At 69.0% G+C, this 24,952-nt stretch carries 24 protein-coding genes; 21 read left to right on the top strand and 3 right to left on the bottom strand.

Annotation, left to right across the window (positions count from 1 at the left end):
• The first annotated feature begins 1 nt into the window (after position 1).
• Together WDU99_RS05385 and WDU99_RS05380 are read left to right on the top strand one after the other, a co-directional pair.
• Positions 2-655, top strand: coding sequence for a CoA transferase subunit B (locus tag WDU99_RS05385; protein WP_337331401.1), 654 nt, complete (start codon positions 2-4; stop codon positions 653-655).
• Entirely contained in the window at positions 652-1,830 is a 1,179-nt protein-coding gene (locus WDU99_RS05380) for an acetyl-CoA C-acetyltransferase (protein WP_337331400.1), read from the top strand. The genes WDU99_RS05385 and WDU99_RS05380 overlap by 4 nt, the downstream gene beginning before the upstream one ends.
• A gap of 14 nt (positions 1,831-1,844) precedes the next feature.
• Here the strand turns inward: WDU99_RS05380 and WDU99_RS05375 are convergent, their stop codons facing one another.
• The gene (locus WDU99_RS05375; protein ID WP_337331399.1) at positions 1,845-2,123 is read right to left on the bottom strand and encodes a hypothetical protein; all 279 of its coding nucleotides are present in this window, start codon (positions 2,121-2,123) and stop codon (positions 1,845-1,847) included.
• A gap of 130 nt (positions 2,124-2,253) precedes the next feature.
• Here WDU99_RS05375 and WDU99_RS05370 point away from each other — a divergent pair, with 130 nt between their 5' ends.
• The 8 genes from WDU99_RS05370 to ilvC are packed head-to-tail and all read left to right on the top strand — an operon-like array spanning position 2,254 to position 10,927.
• Positions 2,254-2,805: an MFS transporter gene (locus WDU99_RS05370; protein ID WP_337331398.1), complete on the top strand. Its 552-nt coding sequence runs from the start codon at positions 2,254-2,256 to the stop codon at positions 2,803-2,805.
• A complete protein-coding gene (locus tag WDU99_RS05365; RefSeq protein ID WP_337331397.1) occupies positions 2,799-3,461 on the top strand; it encodes an MFS transporter in 663 nt (220 codons plus the stop codon). Before WDU99_RS05370 ends, WDU99_RS05365 begins: the two co-directional genes overlap by 7 nt.
• A 4-nt stretch (positions 3,462-3,465) precedes the next feature.
• Complete coding sequence (locus WDU99_RS05360) at positions 3,466-4,923, top strand: alpha,alpha-trehalose-phosphate synthase (UDP-forming) (RefSeq protein ID WP_337331396.1); 1,458 nt, start codon at positions 3,466-3,468, stop codon at positions 4,921-4,923.
• Positions 4,920-5,717 (top strand): trehalose-phosphatase, encoded by a 798-nt coding sequence (gene otsB / locus WDU99_RS05355; RefSeq protein ID WP_337331395.1) that lies wholly within the window; start codon positions 4,920-4,922, stop codon positions 5,715-5,717. Before WDU99_RS05360 ends, otsB begins: the two co-directional genes overlap by 4 nt.
• Before the next feature lie 9 nt (positions 5,718-5,726).
• Positions 5,727-7,460, top strand: coding sequence for a dihydroxy-acid dehydratase (ilvD, locus tag WDU99_RS05350; RefSeq protein WP_337331394.1), 1,734 nt, complete (start codon positions 5,727-5,729; stop codon positions 7,458-7,460).
• Positions 7,461-7,507: 47 nt separating this feature from the next.
• Entirely contained in the window at positions 7,508-9,310 is a 1,803-nt protein-coding gene (locus WDU99_RS05345; RefSeq protein WP_337331393.1) for an acetolactate synthase large subunit, read from the top strand.
• Between the two features lies 1 nt (position 9,311).
• On the top strand, positions 9,312-9,821 hold the full coding sequence (ilvN, locus tag WDU99_RS05340) for an acetolactate synthase small subunit (RefSeq protein WP_337331392.1): 510 nt from the start codon (positions 9,312-9,314) through the stop codon (positions 9,819-9,821).
• On the top strand, positions 9,818-10,927 hold the full coding sequence (gene ilvC / locus WDU99_RS05335) for a ketol-acid reductoisomerase (protein WP_337331432.1): 1,110 nt from the start codon (positions 9,818-9,820) through the stop codon (positions 10,925-10,927). The genes ilvN and ilvC overlap by 4 nt, the downstream gene beginning before the upstream one ends.
• Before the next feature lie 151 nt (positions 10,928-11,078).
• Here ilvC and WDU99_RS05330 read toward each other — a convergent pair whose 3' ends face one another.
• Positions 11,079-11,996 (bottom strand): hypothetical protein, encoded by a 918-nt coding sequence (locus WDU99_RS05330; RefSeq protein ID WP_337331391.1) that lies wholly within the window; start codon positions 11,994-11,996, stop codon positions 11,079-11,081.
• A gap of 70 nt (positions 11,997-12,066) precedes the next feature.
• Here WDU99_RS05330 and WDU99_RS05325 point away from each other — a divergent pair, with 70 nt between their 5' ends.
• From WDU99_RS05325 to serA, 3 genes are all read left to right on the top strand, one after another.
• Positions 12,067-12,585 (top strand): hypothetical protein, encoded by a 519-nt coding sequence (locus tag WDU99_RS05325; RefSeq protein WP_337331390.1) that lies wholly within the window; start codon positions 12,067-12,069, stop codon positions 12,583-12,585.
• A complete protein-coding gene (locus tag WDU99_RS05320) occupies positions 12,582-12,929 on the top strand; it encodes a hypothetical protein (RefSeq protein ID WP_337331389.1) in 348 nt (115 codons plus the stop codon). The genes WDU99_RS05325 and WDU99_RS05320 overlap by 4 nt, the downstream gene beginning before the upstream one ends.
• A gap of 174 nt (positions 12,930-13,103) precedes the next feature.
• The gene (serA, locus tag WDU99_RS05315; RefSeq protein WP_337331388.1) at positions 13,104-14,723 is read left to right on the top strand and encodes a phosphoglycerate dehydrogenase; all 1,620 of its coding nucleotides are present in this window, start codon (positions 13,104-13,106) and stop codon (positions 14,721-14,723) included.
• Between the two features lie 6 nt (positions 14,724-14,729).
• Here the strand turns inward: serA and WDU99_RS05310 are convergent, their stop codons facing one another.
• Positions 14,730-15,326 carry a TetR/AcrR family transcriptional regulator gene (locus tag WDU99_RS05310; protein ID WP_337331387.1) on the bottom strand — a complete coding sequence of 199 codons (597 nt, stop codon included), beginning with the start codon at positions 15,324-15,326 and terminating at the stop codon, positions 14,730-14,732.
• Positions 15,327-15,407: 81 nt separating this feature from the next.
• Between WDU99_RS05310 and WDU99_RS05305 the strand changes: the two genes are divergently transcribed.
• The 8 genes from WDU99_RS05305 to gltX all read left to right on the top strand — a co-directional run bounded on the left by WDU99_RS05305 (position 15,408) and on the right by gltX (position 24,945).
• Positions 15,408-16,952, top strand: coding sequence for an MFS transporter (locus tag WDU99_RS05305; protein ID WP_337331386.1), 1,545 nt, complete (start codon positions 15,408-15,410; stop codon positions 16,950-16,952).
• Between the two features lie 101 nt (positions 16,953-17,053).
• Complete coding sequence (locus WDU99_RS05300; protein WP_337331385.1) at positions 17,054-18,103, top strand: 3-isopropylmalate dehydrogenase; 1,050 nt, start codon at positions 17,054-17,056, stop codon at positions 18,101-18,103.
• A 61-nt stretch (positions 18,104-18,164) separates the two neighbouring features.
• A complete protein-coding gene (locus WDU99_RS05295) occupies positions 18,165-19,262 on the top strand; it encodes a branched-chain amino acid aminotransferase (protein ID WP_337331384.1) in 1,098 nt (365 codons plus the stop codon).
• A gap of 336 nt (positions 19,263-19,598) precedes the next feature.
• Positions 19,599-20,438: a hypothetical protein gene (locus WDU99_RS05290; RefSeq protein WP_337331383.1), complete on the top strand. Its 840-nt coding sequence runs from the start codon at positions 19,599-19,601 to the stop codon at positions 20,436-20,438.
• A 154-nt stretch (positions 20,439-20,592) separates the two neighbouring features.
• Positions 20,593-21,369 (top strand): fumarylacetoacetate hydrolase family protein, encoded by a 777-nt coding sequence (locus WDU99_RS05285; RefSeq protein WP_337331382.1) that lies wholly within the window; start codon positions 20,593-20,595, stop codon positions 21,367-21,369.
• On the top strand, positions 21,366-22,625 hold the full coding sequence (locus WDU99_RS05280) for an MFS transporter (RefSeq protein ID WP_337331381.1): 1,260 nt from the start codon (positions 21,366-21,368) through the stop codon (positions 22,623-22,625). Before WDU99_RS05285 ends, WDU99_RS05280 begins: the two co-directional genes overlap by 4 nt.
• Positions 22,622-23,380, top strand: a complete 759-nt coding sequence (locus tag WDU99_RS05275; RefSeq protein WP_337331380.1) for a class I SAM-dependent methyltransferase — start codon at positions 22,622-22,624, stop codon at positions 23,378-23,380. The genes WDU99_RS05280 and WDU99_RS05275 overlap by 4 nt, the downstream gene beginning before the upstream one ends.
• A 44-nt stretch (positions 23,381-23,424) precedes the next feature.
• Positions 23,425-24,945 carry a glutamate--tRNA ligase gene (gltX, locus tag WDU99_RS05270; RefSeq protein ID WP_337331379.1) on the top strand — a complete coding sequence of 507 codons (1,521 nt, stop codon included), beginning with the start codon at positions 23,425-23,427 and terminating at the stop codon, positions 24,943-24,945.
• Positions 24,946-24,952 lie beyond the last annotated feature (7 nt).

The raw sequence follows: 24,952 nt of genomic DNA, 5'->3' as shown, positions 1-24,952 counted from the left end.
CATGGCACTCACCCGTGACCAGATGGCGGCTCGCGCCGCGCAGGAGCTCACCGACGGCTCGTACGTGAACCTCGGCATCGGGCTGCCGACGCTCGTGCCCAACCACGTGCCGGCTGATGTCACCGTGGTGCTGCAGTCCGAGAACGGCATCCTCGGCGTCGGCCCCTACCCGACCGAGGAGAACGTCGACCCCGACCTCATCAACGCCGGCAAGGAGACCGTCACGCTGCTGCCGGGAGCGTCGTTCTTCGACTCGGCGACCAGCTTCGGCATGATCCGCGGGGGCAAGATCGACGCCGCGATCCTCGGCGCCATGCAGGTGTCGGCGACCGGCGACCTGGCGAACTGGATGATCCCCGGCAAGATGGTCAAGGGCCCGGGCGGCGCGATGGATCTCGTGCACGGCGCCGGACGGGTGATCATCCTGATGGAGCACGTCGCCAAGGACGGCTCCGCGAAGATCGTGAACGAGTGCTCGCTGCCGCTGACGGGCAGGGGAGTGGTCGATCGCATCATCACCGACCTCGCGGTGATCGACGTCACTGATGAGGGACTCGTGCTCGTCGAGACCGCGCCCGGCGTGACCGTGCAAGAGGTCATCGACGCGACCGAGCCCGCACTCACCGTCTCGGAGTCGCTGAAGGAGAAGTCATGAGCGATATCGTCATCGTCGCCGCCGCGCGCACCCCACAGGGGCGACTCAAGGGGCAGCTCGCTCCGTTCACCGCGCCACAGCTCGGCGCCTTCGCGATCAGGGGCGCACTCGAGCAGGCGGCCATCTCTCCCACGGAAATCGATGCCGTGATCATGGGGCAGGTCCTCGCCGCGGGCTCGGGACAGAACGCCGCCCGACAGGCCGCGATCGGCGCCGGCATCGGGTGGGACGTTCCCGCAAGCTCGGTCAACAAGGTGTGCCTGTCGGGTCTGACCGCCGTGATCGACGCCGCCCGCATGATCCGCACCGGCGACGCCACCACCGTCGTCGCGGGCGGCATGGAATCGATGACCCGCGCGCCCCACCTGCTGATGGGATCCCGCGACGGCTGGACCTACGGCAGCGTCGAGGTGCTCGATCACATGGCCCATGACGGGCTCACCGACGCCTACGATCGCGAGAGCATGGGCGCCTCCACCGAGCGTCACAACCCGCGATACGAGATGACCCGCGAACTGCAGGACACCGTGGCCGCGCTCTCGCACCAGCGAGCTGCGGGGGGCCAGGCCGACGGCGCCTTCGCCGCCGAGATCGTCGAGGTCACCGTGCCGCAGCGCAAGGGCGCCCCGCTCGTCCTGACCAAGGACGAGGGCGTGCGTCCCGACACGACCGTCGAGTCTCTCGCCGGTCTGCACCCCGCCTTCGCCGAGGGCGGCACGATCACCGCCGGCAACGCCTCGCAGATCTCCGACGGCGCGTCCGCCGTCATCGTCACGACGCGCGAGAACGCGGATGCCCGTGGCTGGCCGGTCCTCGCCGTCATCGGCGCCAACGGACAGACGGCTGGTCCGGACAACTCTCTGCAGGCCCAGCCGGCGCGCGCGATCGAACGCGCCCTCGAGAAGCAGGGCATCACGGCATCCGATCTCGATCTCGTCGAGATCAATGAGGCGTTCGGAGCCGTCGTGGCGCGCTCACAGCAGGAACTCGGCCTGTCGAGCGACATCGTGAACGTGCACGGCGGTGGCATCGCGATCGGGCATCCGATAGGCGCCAGCGGCGCACGTCTGGTCGTGCACCTCGCGCATCAGCTCGCCAAACGCGGCTCCGGTACGGCAGTCGCCGCGCTGTGCGGCGGCGGCGGTCAGGGAGAGGCACTCATCCTCACGCGCTGAGCCGGGCGGAAGGGTCAGCGCTGCTTCGCGATCCGCGCGACCTCATCGCGGCGCTTCTCGCGGCGGTCCTTCTTGTCGGGCTTCGGCGCGAACGGCGAGTCGGTTGCGACCGGCAGGCCCTTCTCCTGTCGCCGCATGTCCTTCACGGCGCCGATGGCGAGTGAGAGTGTGATCGCCCAGCTGACCCAGGCGAGCACCGCCCGCCAGGTGATCTGCTGCTCGCGCGAACCGCGCAGCAGGGTCACGCCGGTGGTGATGGCGCTGAAGAGTCCGGTGCGAAGGAGATAGCGCATGAGTCAACGGTAGCCGAGTGCGCCGGCTGTTCCGGTAGGGTTGACAACAGTTCAGCTGTGTATCTACCGGCCGCCGGCGACCCGGCGGAAATCGGCGGCACCCGACCCGCGTCCCAGGCGCGCGAGAGCCATGGCACAGACATCGTCCTCATCCGCTGCACCGAGCCTGCTCGCCCTGGCCGGCTGGCCGTACTTCGTCATCGCGTTCGTGGCGCGGCTGCCGTTCGCGATGATGGTGGTCGGCGTGCTCACCATGGTCGTCACCGCGCGCGGCTCGCTCTCACTGGGCGGACTCGCCTCCGCAGCCGTCGGCGTCGGCACCGCCGTGATCGGACCGTTCCTGGGCGCGGCGGCCGACCGATACGGCCAACGGCCCGTGCTGATCGCGGCCGCCGTGCTCAACGCGGCGATGCTCGCCCTGTTCGCCGTTGTCGTCTACAGCCCGCTCGGCGAGCCGACCGTGCTTCTGGCCGGCTTCGCGATCGGCGCCACGGCGCCGCAGGTGTCGCCGATGTCGCGTTCGCGACTGGTCACGATCATCGACGAGCGGATGCCGGCGGCGCGGCGCGCCCGCACGACCTCGTCGACGATGTCCTACGAGTCCGCAGCCGACGAGACCTGGTCGGCATCCTGGCGTCCTTCATCGCGCCCTGGGCTCCCATCGCGGTCGCCTCGGTGCTGACGCTCGTGTTCGTGGGCGCCTTCGCATTGCACCCCACGGGACGTCACGTGTCCGCGTCGCGCACACCGGGCGGGGCCGCGCCCTCCGCGGTGTCGGAGCTGTTCCGCCCTGCGCTGCTGACGGTCGTGGTGGGCATCTTCGGTGTCGGACTCTTCTTCGGCGCGACGCTCACGTCGCTGACCGCCTTCATGGCCGATCGCGGTGCCGCCGAGCAGGCCGGTCTGCTGTACGGGGTGATGGGCATCGGTTCGGCGATCCTCGCCCTCGGCGTCGCGTGGCTGCCGCCCCGGTTCACCCTCGCCGCCCGCTGGCTGGTCTTCGGCGGAATCCTGCTCGCGGGGTCGCTGCTGGTGGTGACGGCGACCTCGGTCGGGATGATGCTCGTCGCGCTGGCGATCCTCGGCATCGGCGTCGGCCCGACACTGGTCACGCAGTACAGTCTCGGGGCGGCACGCAGTCCGCTCGGGCGCTCGGCGACCGTGATGACGATGCTCGGCTCCGGTGTCGTCGTCGGGCAGGCGCTCGCCTCGGCGATCACCGGCGAGCTCGCCGAGAACACCGGCACCTGGGCAGCCCTGCTGATGCCGCTGATCGCCGCGTCGATCGTCGTCGCCGCGGGCATCGTGAATCGCTTCATGACGCCGATCCGGCGCTGAGTCGATGGCACTCGGTAGCCTGGAGTCACCGAGCAGAGGAGTCCCCGTGACCGCCGCAGAGTTCGTCGTCGTCGCCAACCGCCTTCCGGTCGACCGCATCATCACCCCCGACGGCGAGGAGATCTGGCGCACCTCGCCGGGCGGACTCGTCGCCGCCCTCGAGCCGATGATGCGCAGCGTCGACGGAGCATGGGTGGGCTGGGCCGGCCAGCCCGACCTCGACGTCCCGCCCTTCGAGGCGGACGGCATCCGTCTGCTGCCCGTCAGGCTCAGCGCGCAGGAGGTCGAGGAGTACTACGAGGGCTTCTCGAACGATACGATCTGGCCGCTCTACCATGACGTGATCGCACCGCCCCAGTACCACCGCGAGTGGTGGGAGGCATACGTGACGGTGAACCTGCGGTTCGCCGAGGCCGCGGCCGCCGCGGTCGCCAAGGGCGGCACGGTGTGGGTGCACGACTACCAGCTGCAGCTCGTACCCGAGATGGTGCGGAATCTGCGCCCCGACATCACCGTGGGCTACTTCCATCACATCCCATTCCCCGCACATGGGCTGTACGCACAGCTGCCGTGGCGGGACCAGGTGCTGCGCGGACTGCTCGGCGCCGATGTGATCGGTTTCCAGCGCGCGCAGGACGCCACGAACTTCCTCGCCGCGGCGAAGCGCCGCCTCGGCCACGAGACGAAGGCGACCACCATCGCGCTGCCCGACGGACGCACTCCGCTGGTGAAGGCCTTTCCGATCTCCATCGACACGACGCCGTACCGCGAGCTGGCCCAGCGCCCCGACATCAAGGCGCGCGCGCTCGAGATCCGCGAGGGACTCGGCAATCCGAAGCGGATCCTGCTGGGCGTCGACAGGCTCGACTACACCAAGGGCATCCGGCACCGCATCAAGGCCTACGGGGAGCTGCTCGACCAGGGGCGCATCTCGGTCGAGGACGCCGCCTTCATCCAGGTCGCCAGCCCGAGTCGTGAGCGCGTCGACGCCTACATGCACCTGCGCGACGAGGTCGAACTCGCGATCGGCCGCATCAACGGAGATCACGACACGCTCGGGCACACCGCGATCCGCTATCTGCACCAGGGCTTCCCGCGGGAGGAGATGGTGGCCATGTACCTGGCCGCGGACGTGATGCTCGTCACCGCGCTGCGCGATGGCATGAACCTCGTCGCCAAGGAGTACATCGCCACCCGTGCCGACAACCGCGGAGTGCTCGTGCTGAGCGAGTTCACCGGCGCCGCCGACGAGCTGCGGCAGGCCGTGCGCGTGAACCCGCACGACATCGAGGGGGTCAAGGACGCGATCATGACCGCCATCGAGATGCCGCGGCATGAGCAGTCGAAGCGCATGCGCTCGCTGCGCAAGCGCGTGCTCGAGAACGACGTCTCCGCGTGGTCGCGGTCGTTCCTGACCGCCCTGGAAGACGCCGGCGCCCGCAACCGATCGGGGGCGTCATGACCCGCGGCTGGGACCCGGACGTCTCCGACGCGGCCGTCACCGCGATCGCCCGCACGCCCCGGCTGCTCGTCGCGCTGGACTTCGACGGCACGGCATCCGAGCTCGTCACCGACCCGATGGCCGCTCGCGCCGTCCCCGCAGTGTCGGATGCCATCGCGCGCCTGGCTGTACTGCCCGACACCACCGTCGCCTTCGTCTCGGGCCGCAGCCTCGTGCACCTGCGCGAGATCGCCGAGCACGCGGACGACTCGCCCATCGTGCTCGCCGGCTCCCACGGGGCGCAGTACTGGTACCCAGGGGCGGGGGAGCAGGATGCAGGAGGCACCGACGAGGAGCGCGAGCTGCGCGACGCCCTGCTCGACGAGCTGGCATCGCTCATGGGCGAATACCCGGGTGTCGAGCTCGAGACGAAGACCTTCGGCATCGGCATCCACGGCCGCCCGGCCGACGCCGCCGTCGAGAAGGCGGCCTTCGCGCGCGCCGACGAGGTCTTCGCCCGCCGCGCCAGGAACTGGCGGCGGCGGGCGGGCGACCGCATCCTCGAGTTCTCGTCGCGCGACGAGGGCAAGGATGCCGCGATCGGCGCGCTGCGCGCGCGCACCCGCGCCACCGGCGTTCTGTTCGCCGGCGACGACGTGACCGACGAGGACGCGATGCGCGTGCTGACCGCCGAAGATCTCGGTGTGCGGGTCGGACCGGGCGAGACTGCGGCGACGCTGCGTGTGGACGATCCACAACAGATCGGCCGGCTCCTGGGTGTCATCGCGACCGAGCGGAGCGCCGGTCGGGAATAGACTGCCGTCATGTCCACCCGTGAAGCTCACTCCGGCGCGCCCGGTGCCTCCTCCGACATCGACATCAAGCCGCGAAGCCGCGTCGTCACCGACGGCATCGAGGCGACCACCTCCCGAGGCATGCTGCGCGCCGTCGGCATGGGCGACGAGGACTGGGACAAGCCCCAGATCGGCATCGCGTCGAGCTGGAACGAGATCACCCCGTGCAACCTCAGCCTCGACCGCCTCGCCCAGGGTGCGAAGGAAGGCGTGCACTCCGGCGGCGGATACCCGCTGCAGTTCGGCACCATCTCGGTCTCGGACGGCATCTCGATGGGCCACGAGGGCATGCACTTCTCGCTGGTCTCCCGCGAGGTGATCGCCGACTCCGTGGAGACGGTGATGATGGCGGAGCGCCTCGATGGCAGCGTGCTGCTGGCGGGCTGCGACAAGTCAATCCCCGGCATGCTGATGGCCAGCGCGCGTCTGGGGCTCTCGAGCGTGTTCCTGTACGCCGGCTCGATCGCACCCGGTTGGGTCAAGCTCTCAGACGGCACCGAGAAGGACATCACGATCATCGACTCCTTCGAGGGTGTCGGCGCGTGTCGCGCCGGCCGCATGACCGAAGAGGACCTCAAGCGCATCGAGTGCGCGTTCGCACCCGGCGAGGGCGCCTGCGGCGGCATGTACACCGCCAACACGATGGCATCCGTCGCCGAGGCTCTCGGACTGAGCCTGCCAGGGTCGGCCGCGCCGCCCTCGGCCGACCGTCGCCGCGACTACTTCGCACACCGCTCGGGCGAGGCCGTGGTGAACCTGCTGCGCCAGGGGATCACCACCAAGGACATCCTCACCCAGGAGTCGTTCGAGAACGCGATCGCCCTGGCGATGGCACTGGGCGGCTCGACGAACGTCGTGCTGCACCTGCTCGCGATCGCCCGTGAGGCGGGGATCGAGCTCAGCCTGCACGACTTCAACCGCATCGGCGACAAGACGCCGCACATCGCCGACATGAAGCCGTTCGGCAACTACGTCATGAACGATGTCGACCGCCACGGCGGCATCCCGGTGATCATGAAGGCCATGCTCGACGAGGGCCTCATCCACGGCGATGCGCTCACCGTGACCGGCAAGACCGTCGCCGAGAACCTGCGCGAGCTGAACCCCGACCCGGTCGACGGCGACGTCATCCACACCTTCGACAACCCGATCCACGCATCCGGAGGCATCACGATCCTGCACGGCTCGATGGCGCCGGAGGGGGCCGTCGTGAAGTCGGCGGGCTTCGACGCCGACGTCTTCGAGGGGCCCGCCCGCGTGTTCGAGCGCGAACGCGCGGCGATGGATGCCCTCGCCGAGGGACGCATCAACGCCGGTGACGTCGTCGTCATCCGCTACGAGGGCCCGAAGGGAGGGCCGGGCATGCGCGAGATGCTCGCCATCACCGGCGCTATCAAGGGCGCGGGGCTCGGAAAAGATGTACTACTCTTGACAGACGGACGATTCTCAGGCGGCACAACCGGCCTGTGCATCGGCCACATAGCACCCGAAGCGGTGGACGCTGGTCCCATCGCCTTCGTGCGCGATGGTGATCTGATACGGGTCGATATCGCGGCTCGCTCCCTCGAGCTACTCGTCGAGGAGGCAGAGCTGAACTCCCGCCGCTCTGGCTGGGAGCCCCTTCCTCCGCGCTATACCCGTGGCGTCCTTGCCAAGTACTCCCGTCTCGTGCGCTCTGCAGCAGAGGGCGCGACGACCGGCTGAGTGCGGGTTCGCGGATATTCGACTCGACAGACACCAGAGGAACACACATGACTGCTGATTCCGCACCCGCCGTGCCACGGCCTCCCGCACGTGCTGCCGCCGCTCCCGAGATCTCGGGAGCCGAGGCGGTCGTCCGCTCGCTCGAGAAACTCGGGGTCACCGACGTCTTCGGCATTCCCGGTGGGGCGATCATGCCGGTGTACGACCCGCTGATGGACGCCTCGGGCCTGAGGCACGTGCTCGTGCGCCACGAACAGGGCGCCGGTCACGCCGCCGAGGGCTATGCCGCCGCAACCGGAAAGGTGGGCGTGTGCATCGCCACGTCCGGGCCCGGCGCGACCAACCTCGTCACGGCCATCGCGGACGCGTACATGGACTCGGTTCCGCTGGTCGCCATCACGGGTCAGGTGTTCTCCACGCTGATGGGAACGGATGCCTTCCAGGAGGCCGACATCGTCGGCATCACCATGCCGGTGACCAAGCACTCCTTCCTGGTGCGTCGCGCCGAGGACATCCCCGGCGCCCTCGCCGCGGCCTTCGAGATCGCCTCGACAGGCCGTCCCGGGCCGGTGCTCGTGGACATCACGAAGGACGCGCAGCAGGATGTCGTGCCGTTCGTCTGGCCGCCGAAGGTCGACCTGCCCGGCTACCGGCCGGTGACCAAGGCGCACGGCAAGCAGATCCAGGCGGCCGCCAACCTGCTGGCCGCGTCGAAGAAGCCCGTGCTCTACGTCGGCGGGGGAGTGATCCGAGGAGGTGCCGCGGCAGAGCTGCTGACGCTGGCGGAGTCCACCGGCGCGCCGGTGGTCACCACGCTGATGGCGCGCGGCGCCTTCCCCGACTCGCATCCGCAGCACCTGGGCATGCCCGGCATGCACGGCACCGTTCCCGCGGTGCTGGCGCTGCAGGAGTCCGATCTGATCGTCTCGCTCGGTGCGCGGTTCGATGACCGCGTGACCGGCAAGGCTGCGCTGTTCGCACCGAACGCCAAGGTCGTGCACGTCGACATCGACCCCGCCGAGATCTCGAAGATCCGCACCGCGGATGTGCCGATCGTCGGCGATGTGCGCGATGTGCTGGTCGATCTCGACACGGCGTTCCGCGGAGTGATCTCGGGCGAGCAGCCCGACACCGAGGAGTGGTGGTCGTACCTCGACGGTCTCAAGTCGGAGTTCCCGCTCGGCTTCGTGCCGACCGCGGACGGCCTGCTCTCGCCGCAGCACGTGATCCAGCGGATCGGCGAGCTGACCGGACCGGAGGCGATCTATGCCGCCGGTGTCGGCCAGCACCAGATGTGGGCGGCGCAGTTCATCAAGTACGAGCGCCCGAACTCCTGGCTGAACTCGGGCGGCGCGGGCACGATGGGCTACTCGGTGCCGGCAGCGATGGGCGCGAAGGTCGCCGAACCCGAGCGCGTGGTCTGGGCGATCGACGGCGACGGATGCTTCCAGATGACCAACCAGGAGCTCGCCACCTGCGTCATCAACAACATCCCGATCAAGGTCGCCATCATCAACAACTCGTCGCTGGGCATGGTGCGCCAGTGGCAGACGCTCTTCTACGACGGCCGGCACTCCAACACCGATCTGAACACCGGCCATGGCACGGTGCGCATCCCCGACTTCGTCAAGCTCGCCGAGGCGTACGGCTGCCTCGCACTGCGGGTCGAGAAGGAGGAGGACGTGGATGCTGCGATCCAGACGGCTCTGGAGACGAACGACAGGCCGGTGGTCATCGACTTCGTCGTGAGCGCCGACGCCATGGTGTGGCCGATGGTGCCTCAGGGTGTCAGCAACAGCTACGTGCAGTACGCGCTCGACCACGCCCCGGCGTTCGATGAGGAGATCTGACATGTCGACACACGTGCTGAGTCTTCTGGTCGAGGACACGCCCGGTCTGCTGACGCGCGTCGCCGGACTGTTCGCCCGCCGCGGCTTCAACATCGAGTCGCTGGCCGTCGGCGTGACCGAGGTGCCGGGCATCTCGCGCATCACCGTCGTCGTCGACGTCGACGCCCTGCCGCTCGAGCAGGTCACCAAGCAGCTGAACAAGCTGGTGAACGTGATCAAGATCGTCGAACTCGAACAGAGCTCGTCGGTGCAGCGCGAGCACATGCTCATCAAGGTGCGCACCGACAACAACACCCGCTCGAACGTGCTCGAGGTCGTGAACCTGTTCCGCGCCTCGGTCGTCGACTACGCGCCTGATGCGCTGGTGATCGAGGTCACCGGAGATCAGGGCAAGGTGCAGGCGCTTCTGCGCGCTCTCGAGCCGTTCGGCATCAAGGAGCTCGCCCAGTCGGGCCTGCTCGCGATCGGCCGCGGCGGTAAGAGCATCACGGAGCGCGTGCTGCGCGGCTGACCACCGAGACAACTGAACTTCCGGGTCCCCGAGCTCGTCGGAGGGCCCAACCGAACCACAACCAAGGAGAAACACAAGTGAGCACCGAGATCTTCTACGACGACGACGCTGACCTCTCGATCATCCAGGGCAAGAAGGTCGCCATCGTCGGCTACGGCTCGCAGGGCCACGCCCACGCGATGAACCTGCGCGACTCGGGCGTCGAGGTCGCCATCGCCCTCAAGGAGGGCTCGAAGTCGATCGCCAAGGCGGAGGAGGCCGGCTTCCCGGTCAAGACGGTGGCGGATGCCGCCGAGTGGGCCGACCTGATCATGATCCTCGCGCCCGACCAGCATCAGCGCACGATCTACACCGACTCGATCAAGGACAAGCTGACCGCGGGCAAGACCCTCGCCTTCGCGCACGGCTTCAACATCCGCTTCGGCTACATCGACGCGCCCGAGGGCGTCGACGTCATCCTGATCGCTCCGAAGGCGCCCGGTCACACCGTGCGTCGCGAGTTCGTCGCGGGTCGTGGCATCCCCGACATCATCGCCGTCGAGCGCGACGCATCGGGCTCGGCATGGTCGACCGCGCTCTCGTACGCGAAGGCGATCGGCGGCACCCGTGCCGGCGTCATCAAGACGACCTTCACCGAAGAGACCGAGACCGACCTGTTCGGCGAGCAGGCCGTGCTCTGCGGTGGCATGAGCCACCTGGTGCAGGCCGGCTTCGAGACGCTCGTCGAGGCGGGCTACCAGCCGCAGATCGCCTATTTCGAGGTGCTGCACGAGCTCAAGCTCATCGTCGACCTGATGTGGGAGGGCGGCATCGCCAAGCAGCGCTGGTCGATCTCCGACACCGCCGAGTTCGGCGACTACGTCTCAGGCCCGCGCGTGGTCGACGAGCGTGTCAAGGAGAGCATGAAGGGCATCCTCTCCGACATCCAGTCGGGCGCGTTCGCGAAGCGCTTCATCGATGACCAGGACAATGGCGCCGAGGAGTTCCTCGCCCTCCGTGAGAAGGAGCAGGGCCACCCGATCGAGGTCACCGGCAAGGAGCTGCGTTCGCTGTTCGCCTGGAAGGCACAGGACGAGGACTACGTCGAGGGCAGCGCAGCGCGCTGATCCGAGCGAATCCGTCGAGCGGGCGTCCCTTCGGTGGCGCCCGCTCTGTCGTGCAGACCTCTGAAGACGCTGCGGGGTCGAAAACGCTGCTCCCGGGCATCCGACAGCGGCATTTTCGACCCCGCGACGCACGGCAGCAGCGGATCGAGCCCTACTCCGCGGCCGGGGCGTCCTCGATCTCGATCGGCGCGTCGCCGGCGGCCCACACCGGGGCAGGAAGCGTCACGGCGTCGCCGGCCTGGATCGCCCGCAGCGCGTCGGTGATCTCGTCGGAGTTCTCCGGCACCGGCATGCCGCACTTCTCGAGCTCGGAGACGAACTTGAGGGTCAGGCGGCTCTTGCCCGCCTCGATCGCCTCGGCGGTCGTGCCGTACTGGATCTCGCTGCCGGTCTGGATGTCCGAGACCGTGTCGCAGACGTGGTACACCGCGCCGCCGTCGACCCAGGTCACGGCGTCCTCGCCGAGCAGCATGATCACGGTCGACTGATCGGCGGTGTACTGCTCGACGGACGGCGGGTCGAAGTCCACACCGACGAACAGTGCCACGGCTGCCAGCACGATGCCGACGATGCCGGCGGTCGCCTTCTGGCCCTTGTCCATGTCCTTGTTCAGGAAGATCAGGATGATCAGCGGCAGGAAGGCGATGATGGCGATGATCGCACCGAGCTGGTTCTGCACGAAGAAGCGCACCTTGTCGGACTTGCGAGCGGGGTCGAGGCGGTTCGCCTTCTTCCACAGCACCGACCCGGTGATCGCCAGGGCGGCGATCACGACGAGCATGACGAGCAGCGTGATGAAGGCCCATTGCGGGAACACCACCGAGGCGCCCTGCTCCTCGAGCAGCCCCGTGTCGGGGTTGCGCACGATCTCGCCGTCGGCGCCGACGACCTCGCGCTGCGGCAGCAGCCAGAAGATCGCGACAGCTTCGGCGGCGATGGCGACGATCCAGAGGATCATCGCGATCCAGCGGAAGGTGGTCGCCTTCTTCTTCCCTGCGGCGGTGGGGGTCCATTCCCGTCCACCGGCCCCTTCTTCGGGGCTTACCCTGTTCTCTGCGCTGTCGGCCACGCGTGCCTCCCAAGTGGTGTCGACCCTGAGCCTAGTGGGAGAGCAGTTCTCGCGTCGGTACGCTGGGGGGATGAGTTCTGATCCCGAGGACGACGCCCTCAGCTGGGAGGGCGACGATGCGCTCGAGGCGCGACGTCCGTCCGCGCGTCCAGCGAAGAGCGAATCGGTCGAGGCGCCCCCGCCCGCGCCGGCGGATGCCCCTGGCGAGCCTCGCGTGACGCCGACGGCAGGCGTCGCCGAGCAGGCGGGTGTTGCCGAGCAGGCAGGCGTCGCCGAAGAGGACGAACAGGGCATCGGCACCGTGAGTCTGCTGATGTTCGGCATCCTCGGTGGGATCTACCTGCTCTACACCGTCGGCTGGTTCATCGGCGGGGCGGGGATGCAGTCCAAGGCGATGTTCATGCTGCCGGCGCCGCTGTACGTCGCGAGCCTGTGGATCGCGATCCTCGCGCCGGCGCTGTGGTTCGCCGCATCGCTCGTGCTCACCCGAGGGGCGAAGACGTGGGTGCGGTTCGCCGCACTGATCGTCGGCGTCGTGCTGCTCGTTCCGTGGCCCTTCGTCGTCGCCGGGGGAGGGGGAGTCCTGTGACCGACAGCACCGCATCTCGTGCCGAGTCCGGCTCGCGGCTCGTCGCCGCGCTGCATGGTTTCCTGGTCGGCATCTTCGGCCTCGCGTACGCATTCCTCGTCTGGAACGCGGTCTTCTACCTCATCGAGATGGCCCAGGCTGGACTCGGCACCTACGGATGGGTCGTGCTGCTGCTGCCCGTCTTCGTGCCGATGATCGTGTTCGTCATCGCGCTCGCGCTGAGCCGGCGCACGTCGATCGGCGTGTTCGCGCTGGTGATGCTCGCAGGGCTGGGCCTGAGCGCCGTGTTCTGGCTCGACACGCTCAGCTACGCGCTGCGCAACGGCGCATCACTGTTGAGCTGATCGGGTGAGAGCCCGTCATTAGGGCACAGCCGTCATCAGGTCCTCGTGTGACGCTCGATCTGACACACGGTCTCGGCCCCGCCGGCGCTGCGGTAAAGTGTGTCCCGATTGCGCCCCGACGGAGTGCGGCGCATCGTCTGACCTCACCCTGCCGCGCTGCCCCGAAGGATCCCTGTGCCGACTCAGACCGCCAGCAAGCCCGTCGTCCTCCTCGCCGAGGTGCTCTCGCCCGCCACGATCGAGGCGCTCGGCCCCGATTTCGATGTGCGCGAAGTCGACGGCACCGACCGCGATGCGCTGTTCTCCGCTTTGCGCGATGCGAATGCCGTGCTCGTGCGCTCGGCGACGCGCATCGACGAAGAAGCGCTGGCACACGCACCGAAGCTGAAGGTCGTGGCACGTGCTGGAGTGGGCCTCGACAACGTCGACATCAAGGCCGCGACTGCCGCGGGCGTCATGGTGGTCAACGCACCCACCTCGAACATCGTCTCGGCGGCTGAGCTGACCGTCGGTCACATCCTGAGCCTCGCCCGTCGCATCCCAGCCGCGCACGCCTCGCTGTCGTCGGGTGCGTGGAAGCGCAGTTCGTTCACCGGCGCCGAACTGTTCGAGAAGACCGTCGGGATCGTCGGCCTCGGTCGCATCGGCGCACTGGTGGCCGCGCGCCTGAACGCCTTCGACATGCGCGTCATCGCCTACGACCCCTACGTCACCAGCGCCCGCGCCCAGCAGCTGGGTGTGCAGTTGGTCTCGCTCGACGAGCTCGTCGCCGAAGCGGACTTCCTCACGATCCACATGCCGAAGACGCCCGAGACGACCGGCATGATCGGTGCCGAGCAGTTCTCGGCGATGAAGCCGACGGCGTATGTCGTCAACGTCGCGCGCGGTGGACTCATCGACGAGGGCGACCTGCACGAGGCGCTGGTCGCCGGCGAGATCGCCGGGGCCGGCCTGGACGTGTTCACCTCGGAGCCGCCCGCCGAGGGCAGCACGGCGCACGCGCTGCTCGACCTGCCCAACGTCGTGGTGACCCCGCACCTGGGTGCCAGCACCGACGAGGCACAGGAGAAGGCCGGAGTCTCGGTGGCCCGTTCCGTGCGCCTCGCACTGGGCGGCGACCTGGTGCCCGATGCGGTCAACGTCGCCGGCGGCGTCATCGACCCGTACGTGCGCCCCGGCATCGCGCTGGTCGAGAAGCTCGGCCAGATCTTCTCGGCACTGGCGAAGTCGCCGCTGACCAGCCTCGACATCGAGGTGCACGGCGAGCTCAACAACTACGACGTCAGCGTGCTGCGTCTCGCGGCGCTGAAGGGCGTCTTCACGAACATCGTCAGTGAGACGGTGTCGTACGTGAATGCGCCGCTGCTGGCCGAGCAGCGCGGCGTCGCGGTGCGCCTGCTGCAGGACGAGATCAGCGAGGAGTACCGCAACGTCATCACGCTGAGCGGCGCGCTCTCCGACGGCACGCAGCTGTCGGTCTCGGGAACGCTCACCGGTCCGAAGCAGATCGAGAAGCTCGTGGCCATCAACGACCACGCCATCGAGCTGCCGATCGAGAAGCACCATGTCGTGATGATGTACACCGACCGCCCGGGCATCGTCGCGGTCTACGGTCAGAAGTTCGGCGACGCCGGTATCAACATCGCCGGCATGCAGATCGCCCGTCAGGCGGCCGGCGCACAGGCCCTCAGCGTGCTGACGCTGGATTCGCCGGTCTCTGAAGAACTGCTCGAGGATGTCAGCGCGGCGATCGACGCCGACCTGTTCCGCCAGATCGAGATCACCGAGGTCTGATCCGGCTCACTCCGAGTCCGACGCGGGCCCCGCAGCTGCCGGGGTCCGCGTCGTCGCGTTGAGCACGCGCGCGACCAGGCGCGTGAGCGCGGCACCACTGGGCACGAACCCGCCGAACCTGCGTGGATCATCGCCGGAACCCAGCAGGGAGTTGTTGAAGTACAGCCCGTCGCTGACCAGCATCACCAGGTCGAGAGCGCTGTCGTCGTCGACATGGGGACGGATCGTCTCGGCCCAGCGTCGTCGTGATTCGCGCAGAGCCTCGGATGCCGGGGCCGATCCGCCCTGGGCGAGGCGCGTGACGGCGATGAGCGCGCGGTCCAGCGCGTCGTCCTCCATGACGGACGTGCGCACGTAGTAGGCGACGGCCCCCTCCGGGGCCTGACCCATGCGCGAGACGTCGTCGTCGGAGAGCGCCGTGAATCTCCGGATCATCCCCTCGGCCAGGTCATCCTTCGAGGCGAAGTGGTAGAGCAGCCCGCCCTTCGACACTCCGGCGGCGCCTGCGACGGCATCCAGAGTCGCCGCCCGCTCGCCGTCGCTGACGAGGATTCCCTCGTAGGCGTCGAGCACACGTTCTCTGGCGAGTGGGGGACGGGGCATCGCTCTCTCCTGAGTGCGTTCGAACGGGTCTGTATGTGTTACTGTACCATCCGGACGGTTCAGTAATCGAAAGGCGCACACATGTCCACCACGGCGACCATCCGGCTCTCTTCGGAAGACGGCCCGCGCGTGGGCATCCGGGGCTGGGCCGCCCTGGCGGTGCTCATGCTGCCCGTGCTGCTGGTCTCTGTCGACAACACGGTGCTGAGCTTCGCACTGCCCGAGATCTCGCTCGCGCTGGCACCGACCGGGGCAGAGCAGCTGTGGATCATCGACGCGTACTCGCTCGTGCTCGCGGGCCTGCTGGTGACGATGGGCGTTCTCGGCGACCGGTTCGGTCGTCGTCGGATGCTGTTCATCGGCGCCACCGGCTTCGCGACCGTCTCCGTGCTCGCCGCCTTCGCGCCGACCGCCGGGCTGCTGATCGCGGCCCGGGCCGCCCTCGGCTTCTTCGGCGCGATGCTGATGCCGTCAACGCTGTCGCTGCTGCGCTCGGTGTTCCCGAACCGTGACCAGCGTCGTCTGACGATCGCGGTGTGGGCCTCGGCGTTCTCCGCCGGTTCCGCCCTGGGCCCCGTGGTGGGCGGATTCCTGCTCGAGCACTTCGCCTGGGGATCGGTGTTCCTCATCGCCGTCCCTGTGCTGATCCCGCTGCTGATCGGCGGCTACTGGCTGCTGCCTGAGAGCAGGGACCCGAACCCGGGCCGCATCGACCCGATCGGCATCCTGCTGTCGATGGCCGCGATGATCCCCGTGGTCTACGCCATCAAGTCGTTCGCCGTCGACGGGCCCAACGTCACGGCCGTGCTGCTGGTGCTGCTGGGCCTGCTGATGGGGTATCTGTTCGTACGGCGCCAGTTGCGCGCCGATGTGCCCATGCTCGACATGGCGCTGTTCCGCCGCGGCGGCTTCAGCGGGGCGATCCTGGTGAATCTGTTCAGCATCATCGCGCTGGTCGGCTTCCTCTACTTCGTGCCGCAGCAGCTGCAGCTCGTGCTCGGACTGTCGCCGATGACCGCGGGGCTCGCCCTCGTGCCCGGCATGGCGATGATGATCGTCGCCGGGCTCAGCGTGGTGCCCATCTCCCGACGCGTCCCGCCGCACATCGTCATCCCCGTCGGTCTGACGCTGTCGGTGGCGGGCTACGTGATCGTCGCGGTCACCGCGCAGCTGAACAGCGTGGCGTGGCTCATGATCGCGTTCGTCGTGCTCGGCATGGGCATCGGCGCGGCCGAGACGATCTCGAACGAGCTCATCCTCGCCCACGCCCCGCCCGCGAAGGCCGGCGCGGCCAGCGCGGTCTCAGAGACGGCGTACGAGCTCGGTGCCGTGCTGGGCACCGCCGTGCTCGGCGGCATCATCACCGCCTTCTACCGTGGCGCCCTGGTGATACCCGACGGGGTCCCCGAGGCTGTCGCCGCGGGGGCGCGGGAGACGCTCGCCGGGGCCTACGCGGCCGCGCACGAGCTTCCGGACGCCCTGGGTGCGCAGCTGTGGGACGCGGCGATCCTCGCCTTCGACAGCGGCATCGTGACGACCTCGCTGATCGGGGCGCTGCTGGTGGCATCCGCCATCGTCATCGGTGCGACCACGCTGCGGCCGCCACGGCAGCGCGCGGCGCGCTGAGTCGTCATCCGGCGGGCGGCACGCCTCCCCGGCGCTACGCTGGGTGCAGTGTGTCGGCCGCGACTCGCGCGGGCGATGAGCAGTGCATGCCAAGGAGTCTCATGTCGCGTGTCGTGAAGCTGGCCGTCATCCCCGGCGACGGGATCGGCCGTGAGGTCATCGCCCAGGCCGAGCGCGTGCTCGACGCCGTCACCGCCGACAGCGGCGTGACGTTCGAGAAGACGCCCTTCTCGCTGGGTGCCGACCGCTTCCTGCAGACCGGTGACACCCTCAGCGACGACGACCTCGCGGCGATCCGCTCGCACGACGCGATCCTGCTCGGCGCCGTCGGCGGTGTGCCGGGCGACCCGCGTCTGAAGGACGCGAACATCGAGCGGGGGCTGCTGCTCAAGCTGCGCTTCGAACTCGACCACTACGTCAACCTGCGCCCCTCGAAGCTGTTCACCGGGGCGCCGGGCCCCCTGAGCGACCCCGGCGAGATCGACTTCGTCGTCGTCCGCGAGGGCACCGAGGGTCCGTACGTCGGCAACGGCGGCAGCATCCGCACCGGCACCCCGCATGAGGTCGCCAACGAGACGAGCGTCAACACGGCGTTCGGCATCGAGCGCGTGGTGCGGTACGCATTCGAGCTCGCCGAGCGCCGCCGCAAGAAGCTGACGCTGGTGCACAAGACCAACGTGCTGGTGCACGCCGGAGCCATCTGGAAGCGGGTCGTCGACACCGTGGCATCCGAGCACCCCGACGTGGCCGTAGACTACCTGCACGTCGACGCGGCCACGATCTTCCTCGTGACCGACCCCTCCCGCTTCGACGTGATCGTCACCGACAACCTCTTCGGCGACATCCTCACGGATCTGGCAGGCGCCGTCACCGGCGGCATCGGCCTCGCCGCCTCGGGCAACATCAACCCCGACGGCACCTTCCCGTCGATGTTCGAGCCGGTGCACGGCTCCGCACCGGACATCGCCGGTCAGCAGAAGGCGGATCCGACGGCCGCGATCCTCTCCGTCGCGCTGCTGCTCGACCACCTCGGGCTGCGCGACGAGGCCGCCCGCGTGCAGCGTGCGGTCGAGGCCGACATCGCGAGCCGTGACCGCGCCCGCAGCACCGATGAGATCGGCGACGCCGTGCTCGCGCTGCTGCAGGCGTAACCTGACACTATGCGCAACGCCGCGGCATCCGATCGCCCGCGGCTCCTGACAGAGGACTGACATGACCGACACCGCAACGCCCACAGGCACCGCCGAACTCACGTTCGCCGTGACGAAGAACCTCGCGGCGAAGAGCCCCGCTCAGCGTGAGGAGATCCTGCGCGATCCGGGCTTCGGCACGAACTTCACCGATCACATGGTCGACATCTGCTGGTCGGAGAAGGGCGGCTGGCATCGTCCGCGCGTGCAGCCGTACGGCCCGATCGCCCTCGACCCGGCCGCTGCGGTGCTGCACTACGGGCAGGAGATCTTCGAGGGCATCAAGGCGTACCGGCACGCCGACGGCCCGGTGCACACGTTCCGACCCGACCGCAACGCCGCTCGTCTGCAGCGCAGCGCCCGGCGCCTGGCACTGCCCGAGCTGCCCACCGAGCACTTCCTGCAGTCGCTGCGCGAGCTGATCGCCGTCGATGGCGACTGGGTGCCTTCCGGTGAGGATCAGAGTCTCTACCTGCGGCCGTTCATGTTCGCGAAGGAGGCGTTCCTCGGAGTTCGCCCCGCCAAGAAGGTGGCCTACTACTTGATCGCCTCGCCCGCCGGCGCCTACTTCACCGGCGGCGTGAAGCCCGTGCGCATCTGGCTGTCGAAGACCTACGCCCGCGCGGGCAAGGGCGGCACGGGAGCTGCGAAGACCGGCGGCAACTACGCGTCGAGCCTGCTGCCGCAGGCCGAGGCATCGGCGCAGGGCTGCGACCAGGTCGTGTTCCTCGACTCCGACGGCAACGTCGAAGAGCTGGGCGGCATGAACGTGGTGTTCGTCTACAAGGACGGCCGCATCGTCACCCCGCAGTCCGACAGCATCCTCGAGGGCATCACGCGCGATTCGCTACTGCAGCTCGCCGAGGATCGCGGCCTGACGGTCGAGCGCCGAGCGGTCTCGCTTCAGGAGTGGCGCGACGGCGTGGCATCCGGCGACATCGTCGAGGTCTTCGCGTGCGGCACGGCCGCCGTCGTCACCCCGATCGGCGCGCTCGTCTCGGACGAGTTCGAAGACGCTCAGCCTCTTGGCGACCTGGCGCTCTCGCTGCGAGAGGAGCTCACCGACATCCAGTACGGCCGCCGTGAGGACAAGCACGGCTGGCTGGTGCGGCTCGACTGACCCCCACCTCTTCGCCGACACCCCCATCTTTCGTCCACACCCCCACGTATAGACGACCATAGATGGGGGTGTCGGCGGTTAATGGGGGTGTCGGCGGCGGACGACTTGTCCTGCACAATCCGCCGGATCAGGAAATCTCGTCATCAGGCTGTGGACGCCCGCGATGCGCGGCCGTCGAGGTCGCACCATAGGGGGATGCGGCGGCGGATCGATCTGTCAGAGGCAAGAGCGATGTTGAGATCTCGAGCGCGGCTGGAGGCATCGGGCGTCACCGACCGGCAGCTGCGTTCCGAGGTGCAGGCGGGAACCCTCCTCAGGCTGCATCGGGGATCGTATGTGTCGGCCACACAGTGGAACGAGCTCTGGTGGGAGGGGCAGCATCTGCTGAGAGTGCTGGCCGTGCATGCGGCGAGCCCGGGCAGCGGGCCCGTGTTCACGCATGCGTCGGCGGCGGTGCTGTGGGGACTCCCGCTGTACCGCATGGGCGAGGTGCCGGTGCAGGCGCTCGTCGACAGTCGACGTCACAGCCGTGTCATCGCCGGCGTGATCCGGCGAGACATGCAGGTCGCCGACGACGACGTGGTGGAGATCGAGGGGATGCGTGTCACGTCGCTGATGCGCACGGTGATGGATGTCGCGCGTGCGAGTGCGTTCGCCACGGCTGTCGGGTGCGCGGATGCGGCACTGCGTCGCGTTGCGGTCGACGGATACGTGGTGGATGCCGACGCCGAGCGGCAATGGCGATCGGATGCCTTCGCGCTGGCGGCTCCGGGATTGCGCGGCGTGCGCCAGGCGCGACGCGTCATCGAGTTCGCCGACGGCAGGGCGCAGTTGCCGGGTGAGAGCGTCAGCCGAGTGCACCTGCACGCTCTCGGGTTCTCGCACTACGACCTGCAGGTGCCCGTGACGGGCGCGATGGGCGATCAGTACTGGCTGGACTTCGCTTTCCCGCGCTCGCGGACCTTCGGCGAATTCGACGGTGAGGGAAAGTACACCGATCAGGCTCTGCGAGGAACGGCCTCGGCGCATGAGGCTGTGCTCAAGGAGAAGCGGCGTGAAGACGACGTGCGCGGTGTCACGGGCTGGCGATTCGCGCGCTGGGGCCATGAGCACATCCGCACGGCCGATCTGCTCGGCGCGCGTCTCGCCGCCTTCGGCGTCCGCCCGAAAGGCTGACACACCGGCATATCGGCCGACACCCCCACTTCTCGCCGACACCCCCAGATGCCGGCGCCGATACCCGGGGGTCTCGGTGGCACCTGGGGGTGTCGGCGAAGGTGAGGTGCGCCCGGCAGGTGAGGCCAACTGCGGGCGCGGCTAGGCTGTTCGGGTGAAGATCGCTCGGTTCAGCCACAACGACGCCATCCGCTACGGCATCCTCGACGACGGCGAGCTGGTGGTGCTCGACGGCGACCCGATGTTCACCGGATACGAGCCCACGGGCGAGCGCATCCCGCTCGCCGACGCCGCGCTGCTGGCACCGGTGATCCCGCGCTCCAAGGTCGTGTGCGTCGGGCGCAACTACCACGACCACGCCGCGGAGTTCGGCAACGTCGCACCCGAGGAGCCGCTGCTGTTCCTCAAGCCGAAAACCGCGGTGGTCGGACCCGGTGACGCGATCGTGCGCCCAGCGATCTCGGAGCGCACCGAGTTCGAGGGCGAGCTGGTCGCGGTGATCGGGCGGGTGGCGAAGAACGTCAGTGCGGCGGATGCCCTCGATCACGTCTTCGGATACACGGTCGGCAACGATGTGACCGCGCGCGATCTGCAGCGCAAGGACGGCCAGTGGACCCGCGGCAAGGGCTTCGACACATTCTGCCCGCTCGGTCCCGTGATCGAGACCGAGTTCGAGGTGGCCGCCGCGCGCATCGAGACGCGGGTGAACGGGGAGGTGCGTCAGCAGGCGCCCCTGACAGACATGATCCACTCGGTCGCCGACATCATCGCCTACGCCTCGGCGGTCTTCACGCTTCTGCCGGGTGACGTGATCCTCACCGGGACGCCGGCGGGCGTCAGCGAGATCGTCGCGGGTGACACGATCGAGGTCGAAGTCGACGGCATCGGCATCCTGCGCAACACGGTGCGCGACGCCGCACGGCTCACATGAGCGCTCTCACCACCGAGGCGCTGCACGCCCTGCAGCGTCGCTCGGTGCTTGTGCTGTCCCTCGGGCAGGTGCTCGGCGGCATCGCCTTCGGCGCCACGGTGTCACTCGGCGCCCTGCTGGCGGCCGACCTCTCGGGCGACGACGCGCTCTCGGGTCTGGCGACGGCATCCGTCACCCTGGGCGCCGCAGCCTTCGCGATTCCGCTCGCTCGCTTCGCGGCCCGTCGGGGTCGTCGCCTCTCGCTGACGGCCGGCAACCTCTTCGCGCTGCTCGGGGTGGGAATCGTCATCCTGTCGGCGGCGCTGCGCGTGTTCCCGCTGCTGCTGGTGGGCATCGTCATGATCGGCATGGGCAACGCGGGCAATCTGCAGTCCCGCTTCGCGGCCACTGATCTGGCCTCGCCGCAGCACCGAGGACGCGACCTGTCGATCGTGGTGTGGTCGACGACGATCGGCGGCGTCGCCGGGCCGCTGCTGCTGACGCCGGGTGAAGCGCTCGGGCAGGCGATCGGGATGCCCCCGCTGACCGGCTCGTACCTCTTCTCGCTCGTCGCTCAGACGGCGGCGCTCGTGCTGTATCTGGTGGCGCTGCGTCCTGACCCGCTGCTCACAGCGCTCAACATGGCGGCGACGCCGTCGACGGCCACGGTGCTCGGTGCTGACGTCGACCGGCCCGTGAGTGCGCGCTATGCGATCTTCGCCGTGTCGGGATCGCATGCCGTGATGGCGTCGGTGATGGCGATGACTCCGATCCACCTGTCGCACATGGCCCACGGTGCGCATGGCGCCGCCGCGACGAGCACCGACGTCACGCTGCTGGTCGGTGTGACGATCGCGCTGCATGTGGCGGGCATGTACGGGCTGTCGCCGGTGTTCGGCATCCTGGCCGACCGGTGGGGACGCGTGCCTGTCGTGCTGCTCGGCCAGGCGATGCTGGCCGGTTCGCTGCTCACCGCGATCTTCGCGGGAGAGCACGCTGCGGGCGTGATGGTCGCGCTGATCCTGCTCGGGCTGGGCTGGAGCGCGGCGACCGTCGCGGGCGCCGCACTGCTCACCGAGTCGTCGACCGTGCAGATGCGGCCGAGACGCCAGGGGCTCAGCGACTCGCTCATGAGTCTCACCGCCGCCGTCGGCGCGGCCGGTGCCGGGTTCGTGCTGACCCAGTTCGGATACGGCGGTCTGGGCGGCGTCGCCCTCGTCATCGTCGTGGCGATCATCGTGCTGGCTCCGTTCGGGCGCATCCGGGCTGCGGTGTGAGCTGGTCGGGCGCCGGCGCCGCGTACGCCGAGTCGTATGCGGGACTCTGCGCGGGAACAGGCGAGCGGCTTCGCGAGCTCGCCGGACCCGCTGACGGACGCACGCTCCTCGACGTGGGCGCCGGCGACGGCCGGCTCGCCGCGGCATGGTCGGATGCCGGGTGGCGGGTCACCGCGAGCGAACCGGAGCCCAGCATGCGCGCGGCGGCGGCGCGACAGCATCCGACCCTGTCCCTCATCGCGGACGCATTGCCGCACCTGCAGCTTCCCGACGCGGCGTTCGACACGGTCGTGGCGAACTTCGTGCTCAACCACCTCGACGACCCGCGTGCGGGCGCGGTCGAGCTGCGTCGCGTATCGCGCGGCATGACGCTGGCGACCACCTGGACGACGTCACCGTCGTCGCTGTGGTCCGACGTCACCGCTCGGGCCGGGCTCGCGCCCGCCCCCGGGGGCAGGCTGCCCGCGGACAAGGACTTCGAGCGCACGGTATCCGGATTCGATCGGATGCTGCGCGACGCCGGCTGGAACCCTGCGGTCACCGAATTCACCTGGACCTGGCGGCCGACTCCGGCCGCGCTGTGGCGGTCGGTCGTCGGGGGAGTGGCGGGTGCCGGTGCGTTCTACCGGACCCTGTCGGATGCCGACCGCGCGCGCTTCCGGACGGCATTCGACGCCGTCGTCGATGAGCGCCGCGAGGGCGACGCGCTGCCCCACACCCAGACGGCCGCGATCGCGGCGGACCACCAGGGCTGACCGGCCCGGTGCTCGGTATCGGCCCCGGCTAGAATCGAGGGGATATGGCTACCGTGCATCCCCTCACCACCACTGCCACCGGATCCGACGTCCGTGTGCGCTTCTGCCCCTCGCCGACCGGCCTGCCGCATGTCGGCATGGTGCGCACGGCGCTGTACAACTGGGCCTACGCGAGGCACAACGGCGGCAAGCTGATCTTCCGCATCGAAGACACCGATGCCGCCCGCGACAGCGAGGAGAGCTTCCTGCAGCTGGTCGACGCGCTGACCTGGATGAAGATCGACTGGGATGAGGGCGTCGAGGTCGGCGGTCCGCACGCGCCGTACCGGCAGTCCGAGCGTCACGACATCTATCGCGGTGTGATCGACAAGCTCCTCGCGACCGGTGCGCTGTATGAGAGCTACTCGACCGCTGAGGAGATCGACGCACGCAACGAGGCCGCAGGCCGCGCCAAGCAGCTCGGCTACGACAACTTCGACCGCGACCTGACCGACGAGCAGAAGGCGGCGTTCCGCGCTGAGGGTCGTCAGCCCGCCCTGCGCCTGCGCGTGCCAGACGAGGACCTCACCTACGTCGACCTCATCCGCGGTGAGGTGACCTTCCCGGCGGGATCCTTCCCCGACTTCGTGGTCGTGCGCCCCAACGGCGTGCCGCTGTACACCTTCGTCAACCCGGTCGACGACGCGCTGATGGGCATCACCCACGTGCTGCGCGGCGAGGATCTGATGCCGTCGACCGCCCGCCAGCTGGCGCTGTACGACGCGCTGATCCAGGCCGGTGTCACCACCTTCGTGCCGCGCTTCGCGCACATGCCGCTGGTGCTCGGTGAGACCGGCAACAAGAAGCTGTCCAAGCGCGACCCGCAGGCGGATCTGTTCCTGCACCGCGAGCGCGGCTTCATCCACGAGGGTCTGCTGAACTACCTGGCGCTGCTGGGCTGGTCGATCGCTCCGGACCGTGACGTGTTCTCGCTCGACGAGTTCATCAAGGCCTTCGACATCGTCGACGTCAACCCGAACCCGGCCCGCTTCGACCAGAAGAAGGCCGAGTCGATCAACGGCGACCACCTGCGGATGCTGGGCGAGAAGGACTTCGCCGAGCGGATGCTGCCCTACCTCGCCCAGGCCGGTGTGTTCGGTGGTGGTGAGCCGACGCACGAGCAGATCGTGCTCGCGTTCCGGGCGGCGCCGCTGGTGCAGGAGCGCATGCAGCTGCTGGGCGAGGCGCCGGGCATGCTCGGCTTCCTGTTCACGGATGAGATCGAGTACCAGGCCGACGCGATGAAGGGCCTGCCGGCGAATGCCGCCGAGGTGCTGGCGGCGTGCGTCGACGCGCTCGAGCCCGTCGCGGAGTTCACTCCGGATGCTGTGAAGTCGGCGCTCTCGGCGAAGCTGGTCGACGAACTGGGCCTGAAGCCGCGCGTCGCGTACGGCCCGCCCCGGGTCGCGCTGAGCGGTCGCCGGGTGTCGCCGCCGCTGTTCGAGTCGATGGAGCTGCTGGGCAAGGACGAGACGCTGCGCCGTCTGCGTGCGCTGGTCGATCATCTGGCCACCACCGGTTCCTGAGCGCGCG

The sequence above is a fragment of the Microbacterium bandirmense genome (assembly GCF_037204185.1).
Lineage (GTDB): Bacteria > Actinomycetota > Actinomycetes > Actinomycetales > Microbacteriaceae > Microbacterium > Microbacterium bandirmense.
The sequence above is the reverse complement of the archived record's forward strand: the minus strand, read 5'-3'. Positions and strand labels throughout refer to the sequence as shown.